The 6,180-nt window shown below is 67.1% G+C and carries 6 protein-coding genes; 1 reads left to right on the top strand and 5 read right to left on the bottom strand.

Translation table 11 applies throughout. The annotated features are described in order from the left end of the window. From ACFVJS_RS25595 to ACFVJS_RS25615, 5 genes are all read right to left on the bottom strand, one after another. Window positions 1-603 (bottom strand): MlaD family protein (locus tag ACFVJS_RS25595; RefSeq protein WP_378886268.1); only part of this gene is annotated, 603 nt, incomplete at its 3' end. Window positions 604-682: 79 nt separating this feature from the next. Beyond that, window positions 683-1,780, bottom strand: a complete 1,098-nt coding sequence (locus tag ACFVJS_RS25600) for an MCE family protein (RefSeq protein WP_378886270.1) — start codon at window positions 1,778-1,780, stop codon at window positions 683-685. Beyond that, window positions 1,777-2,919 (bottom strand): MCE family protein, encoded by a 1,143-nt coding sequence (locus ACFVJS_RS25605; RefSeq protein WP_378886272.1) that lies wholly within the window; start codon window positions 2,917-2,919, stop codon window positions 1,777-1,779. Before ACFVJS_RS25605 ends, ACFVJS_RS25600 begins: the two co-directional genes overlap by 4 nt. 16 nt (window positions 2,920-2,935) lie before the next feature. After that, window positions 2,936-3,778, bottom strand: coding sequence for an MlaE family ABC transporter permease (locus ACFVJS_RS25610; RefSeq protein ID WP_378886274.1), 843 nt, complete (start codon window positions 3,776-3,778; stop codon window positions 2,936-2,938). 7 nt (window positions 3,779-3,785) lie between these two features. After that, window positions 3,786-4,517, bottom strand: coding sequence for an ABC transporter permease (locus tag ACFVJS_RS25615; protein WP_231381110.1), 732 nt, complete (start codon window positions 4,515-4,517; stop codon window positions 3,786-3,788). A 378-nt stretch (window positions 4,518-4,895) separates the two neighbouring features. Between ACFVJS_RS25615 and ACFVJS_RS25620 the strand changes: the two genes are divergently transcribed. Further along, the gene (locus ACFVJS_RS25620; protein WP_378886276.1) at window positions 4,896-6,146 is read left to right on the top strand and encodes a phosphatidylserine/phosphatidylglycerophosphate/cardiolipin synthase family protein; all 1,251 of its coding nucleotides are present in this window, start codon (window positions 4,896-4,898) and stop codon (window positions 6,144-6,146) included. Window positions 6,147-6,180: the final 34 nt, after the last annotated feature.

Below are 6,180 nucleotides of genomic sequence, written 5' to 3' on the forward strand. Positions count from 1 at the left end.
GGGCAAGGTCGAGGAGGACGACACCGACCCCGTCGCCGTCGCCCTCGCGCACGCCGCCCGGCAGTTCCCGATCCCGCTCGGCGGCCTCGACGAACTGATCGACGGCGTCCAGATGGACCTGCGCGGCGAGACCAGCGCCTTGGCGAGCTGCTGGGTGTCGATCGCCTCGGTGGTCTCGGCCAGGTCGCCGAAGGTGCCGACGATGTCACTGCCGGCGCTGGTGCGGGCCAGCGGGATCCTCGAGCCGGCCTCGAGCTTCGAGCCGCCCTGCGGGGTGATGTCGAGGTACTTCTCCCCCAGCAGGTTGAGCACCCCGATCTTCGCCTCGCTGCGATGGCCGATCTCGGTGCCCTCGACGGAGAAGGAGACGACCACCTTGGCGCCCTGGATCTCGATGTCGCTGACCCGGCCGACCCGGATGCCGGCGATCTCCACCCGGTTGCCCACGTGCAGGCCGCTGGTGTCGGAGAACTCCGCCTGGTAGGTCGTGCCGGCGAACCACGGCAGCTTGCGCAGGTTGAACGCCGCGGTGAGCGCCAGCGCGATCGCCACGATCGTGATCACACCGGTGCGCTTGAGCTGGGTGTCGCTGTGATGAGCCATCAGACCGGCACCTCCGTCGAGGAGGAGCAAGGATACGGACGCGCCGATCTGAGATCGATGGTCGTTCGCTGGCGCTCACTCATAGCTTGCACCTCTCCGCCCGGCTGTAGAACGCGACGTCGTCGAGCTGCTTCTGGATCGCCTTGACGGCGGGCGAGTTGTCGAGCAGCTCACCGAGAGAGGGCAGCTTGATCGAGAAGTCGAGATCGCAGAGGTAGTAGTTGTACCAGGAGCCATAGCTGCCGATCCGCGCCTGCGACTCCAGGGTCTCGGGGAGCCGCTCGAGGGTCCGGTCGAGCAGCTTCTGGTTGCCCGGCTTGTTGAGGATGTCCACCACGCGCTTGAGCTGCTTGATGTCCTCCTTCAGGAACGGGCGTACGTCGGTGAGCAGCCCGGCCAGCTCGTCGGTGAGGTCGCCGATCGAGGAGATCGAGTCACCGATCGCCTCCTTGTCACGCGCCAGGTCCTTCATCCACCCGCTGAGCTGCTGGATGAGCTCGGCCAGCTCGGTGTGATGCTCGTTGACGGTGTTGAGCGTCTTGGACAGGTTGGTGATCACATCGCCGATGAGCTGGTCACGCTCGGCCAGGGCGCTGGTCAGCTCGGCCGTCTCCGAGAGCAGGCTCGCGACCGTGCCGCCCTCCCCCTGCAGGACCCGGATCAGGTTGAGCGAGAGCTTGTTGACGTCCTTGGGCTGCAGCGCCTGGAAGAGCGGCTGGAAGCCGTTGAAGAGCTCGGTCAGGTCGAGCGCGGGCGTGGTGTTGGCCATCGCGATCGTCTGCCCCTCGCGCAGCGGTGTCGCCTCGGCCTCCGGCTGCTGCCCGGCATCCTGGGTCAGGGCGAGGTAGCGGTCGCCGACCAGGTTCAGGTAGCGCACCTGGGCACCGCTGGCGGTCGTGAGCGGCACCGTCTTGTCGACCCGGAAGGTGACCATCGCGTGGTCACCGCCCTCGATCTCGACGGAGAGCACCTCACCCACGGTGATGCCGGCGACGCGTACGTCATCTCCTTCGCTCAGACCGGAGGCGGTGGTGAACTCGGCGCGGTAGGGCACCCGGTCGCCGAACCCGACGTTGCCCATGATCGAGGCGAGGGTGCCGGTCACGAGGACCGAGATGACGGTGAAGATGGCCAGCTTGGTGCCGGCCACCGCGGTCTTCAGGTCGCGTTTGTTCACTGCAGACCCCCGTTCCCGGGTGCCCACGGGACGTCCTCGGTGCCGTTCTCCAGCTCCATCGGCCCGGCCGGCACCTTCGGGGTCGGCAGGCCGTCGCACCACGGCCCGTGACCGACCTCGCCCCACTCGGGGCGGTCCTCACGGCCGTACGCCGGCTTCTGGGTGCCGTCGAGGACCATCGTCTGGCGCACGCGGTTCTGCTGGAAGACGGTCGCCAGCAGCTCGGTGTAGTCGTCGAGGCCCCGGAGCAGGCAGGTGTACTCCGGGGAGTAGTCGGAGAGCAGCTTGAGCAGCGGCACGGCCAGCTCGGTCTCGTACCTGATCGCCTTCTCGTTCTCGGCGAGCAGGTTCTTGGAGGTGTCGGCGACGCCGGTGACGGAGGTGAGCAGGCCGCCGAGGCGTCGCCGCTGCTCCGAGACGGTCTTGGCGGTGGTCGTGGTGTTCTCGAGTACCTTGACCAGATCGGGGGCGGCCATGGAGTAGGTCTCGGCGACGTCGGCCATGTCCTCGAGATCGCGTTCGAGAGTGGGGAGGTGGACGTTCATCTCTTCGAGGTAGTCGTTGAGCTGGACCAGGGTCTCGCCGAGCTTCTCCCCGTTGCCGGAGAGCGCGGTGGCGAGGGCGTGCAGGGTGCTGTTGAGGTCCTGGGGGCGGATGGACTTCAGCAACGGGAAGAGCCGGGCCAGGATCACGTCCAGCTCGACACTGGTGCGCACGCGGTCGGCGGGGATCACCGTGCCGTCGCTCAGCGCGCCGGTGCGCTCTCCCTCGGGGTCGATGAACTCGACGTACTTCTGCCCGAACAGCGTCGTCGGCTTGATGGCGACGCTGACGTTGGCGGGGATCTGCTCGGCCTGCTCCGGCTCGAGGCCGAGCTCGATGACGGCCTTCTTGCCGTCCTGGCGGATCTCGCGGACCTGGCCGACGATGACGCCGTGCATACGCACGTCGCCGTAGCGCGGCAGCTGCAGGCCTGCCCGGTCGGCCTCGACGCTGACAGTCGTGAACTGGACGAACGCCTTCTGGTAGATCGCCACGCACAGCGTGATGAGCAGGGCGAGGGTCACCGTGAAGGCGATCCCGGAGACGAAGAGCTTGGTGTGCTCGGCGCGGGTGTCGCGCTGGATTCCCATCAACATGTCGTCCGCACCACCCTCAACCCGTGATCCGGACGGTGGTCGTCGAGCCCCAGATCGCGAAGCTCAGGAAGAAGTCGGCGACGACCACGGTCACGATCGACGTCCGGATCGCCTTGCCGACCGCGATGCCGACCCCGGCCGGGCCGCCGGAGGCGGTGTAGCCGTAGTAGCAGTGGATCAGGATGATCGCGACCGCCAGGATGATCAGCTTGAGGAAGCTGTAGAGGATGTCGATCGGCGGCAGGAACGCCAGGAAGTAGTGGTCGTACGTCCCACCCGACTGCCCGTACATCAGCGTCGTGATCAGCCGCGGGCTGAGGTAGGAGGCGCACAGCGCGACGATGTAGAGCGGGATGACGGCCAGGAACCCGGCGATCATCCTGGTGGTGACCAGGTAGGGAAGGCTCGGCACGCCCATCGCCTCGAGCGCGTCGATCTCCTCGCTGATGCGCATCGCGCCGAGGCGTGCGGTGTAACCGCAGCCGACGGTCGCGGCGAGCGCGATCGAGGAGATCAGCGGGGCGACCTCGCGGGTGTTGAAGAAGGCCGAGATGAACGCGGAGAACTTCGCGACACCGATCTGGCTCAGGCTCGCGTAGCCCTGGATGCCGACCTCGGAGCCGGCGAAGAACGCCATGAACGCGATCACGCCGACGGTGCCGGCGATCATGGTCAGACCGCCTGCCCCGAAGGCGACCTCGGCCAGGATGTTGAGCACCTCCCGCTTGTAGCGGCGGATGGCGCGCGGCGCCCAGGCCAGCGCCTTGGCGTAGAAGATCAGCTGGTCGCCATAGCCCTCGACGGCCTGGCGCTGCTCCTTGACGATCTGGTTGCCCACCTGGGCGAGCGTGCTGGACACCGGGGGATCACAACCCGTCCTGAGGAACGATCTGGAAGTAGACCGCGGTCATGATGGAGTTGAGGACGAACAGCATCATGAACGCGATGATCACGGCCTCGTTGACCGCTCGGCCGACGCCGCTGGGACCGCCCTGGGCGTTGAGGCCGTTGTAGGCACCGATGATCGCGGCCAGGAACCCGAACAGGGCCGACTTGACCATCGAGATGTAGAGGTCGGGCAGGCTGGCCAGCGCGGTGAAGCTCGACAGGAACGCACCGGCCGAGCCGCCCTGGACGATCACCGTGAAGAAGTAGCCGCCGCCGATCCCGGTCGCGATGACGATCCCGTTGATCATCACCGAGACGAACAGGCAGGCGAGGACCCGTGGGATCACCAGGCGGACGACCGGGTCGATGCCCAGGACCTCCATCGCGTCGATCTCCTCGCGGATCTTGCGCGACCCCATGTCGGAGCAGATCGCCGACCCGGCGGCCCCGGCGATGATCAGCGCGGCCGCCATCGGCGCCGCCTCCCGGACCACCGCGAGCACCGCCGTCGCCCCCGCGAACGACTGCGCCCCGAGCTGGCCGGCCAGGTTGCCGACCTGGAGGGAGATGACGGCTCCGAACGGGATCGAGACCAGCACCGCGGGCATCATCGTCACGCTGGTGATGAACCAGGCCTGCTCGAGGAACTCGCGGAGCTGGAACTTGGTCGTGAACGTCCCCTTGACGACCTCTCCAGTCATCAAGCCCATCCCGCCGACGCCTCGGACCAGCGAGGCGAACTGCACTGCCATCCTTCACCTTCCGCGAGGTCTTGTGACTGGGCTCACGTTTCAAGCACCTGTAGTAGAACACGTTTCAGTTCTGAGGGCAACGACCCGGCCCCGACATGTCACCGAACAGGGTGGGAGGTATTTCGGTCCAACGACTTACCAGTCAGTAGGTGACGCGGGTCACAGATCCTCCACCCCGGCGCGAGCGCCCGTGAAGGTCGTTCTCGCATGCTGGTCGGAAACGTGCCGGGGGACCGCTGGAACCATCGAGATGGCGTAGATATACGCACCGGTGTGTCTAGCCGCGACCGGCCGGTTAGATTGGGAACCGTGATGAGACTGTCGCCGGGGGGCGTCATGAGGTTCCTACGCCGCCTGCTCCTCGCCGTCTTCGGTGTGCCGGTCGCGCTTGCCATCGTGATGAGCCTCGTCGACGGCTACCGCAGCCGCAGGAACGGCGGCAGGCGGGCCAAGCCGTTCCCGGTGACGCCACCGCGGACCAACAGCGTCGGCGACGGGACCGTGACCACCTACACCTTCGGCAACGACCTCTACGAGGACATGATCGCGGCGATCGAGGGTGCCAAGAAGCAGATCTTCCTCGAGACGTACATCTGGAAGGGCGACGAGGTCGGCCAGCGCTTCAAGCAGGCGCTCGCCGCCGCGACCGAGCGAGGCGTCGAGGTCTACTGCATCTTCGACGAGCTCGCCAATCTCGTCGTGCCGTCCCGCTTCAAGCGCTTCCCGGCGGGCATGCACGTGCTGCGCTACCCCACCTACGCGGCCGGCTGGCGCTTCTTCGACCTCTCCCGCTACGGCCGCGACCACCGCAAGATCCTGGTCGTCGACGACACCGTCGGGTTCGTCGGCGGCTACAACATCGGGACGGCGTACGCCACCGAGTGGCGCGACACGCACGTGCGGATCACCGGGCCCGGCGTGTGGGACCTGCGTCGCGCGTTCGCGGACTTCTGGAACCTCAACCGTCGGCGGCCGCACCCGCTGACCCACCGGACCGGCGCCGAGGGCCCGCTGCTCATCGAGACCGCGCCCTCGTGGGACCCCGATCTGCGGTTCCACCGCAACGTGCCTCGGCTGTGGATGTTCCCGATCCGCTCGATGTACCTCGAGGCCATCAACCGGGCCTCCCGCAACATCTACCTGACCACCGCCTACTTCGTCCCCGACGAGGACTTCGTGAACGCACTCAAGGCCGCGGCGCAGCGCGGCGTCGACGTACGCATCCTGCTGCCGTTGAAGTCCAACCACGTCGTCGTCGACTGGATCTCGCGCGGCTACTTCTCCCAGCTGCTCGACGCGGGCGTGCGCATCCTGCGGTTCAAGGACGCGATGATCCACGCCAAGACGGCCACCGTCGACGGCTTCTGGTCGACCGTCGGCACCGCCAACATCGACCGGCTCTCGCTCACCGGCAACTACGAGATCAACCTGGAGATCTTCGATCGCGACGTCGCCAAGCAGATGGAGGAGATCTTCTCCCGCGACGAGTCCAACGCGCTCGAGCTGACTGCCGACGAGTGGGCCGCCCGCGACATCCATCGCAAGTTCACCGAGCTCGTCCTCACTCCGCTGCGACCGCTGCTCTGAGGGCCTGCCGAGTCGGCGGATCTGCCCCCGTGCC

It is taken from the genome of Nocardioides sp. NPDC057772 (genome assembly GCF_042798075.1).
GTDB lineage: Bacteria > Actinomycetota > Actinomycetes > Propionibacteriales > Nocardioidaceae > Nocardioides.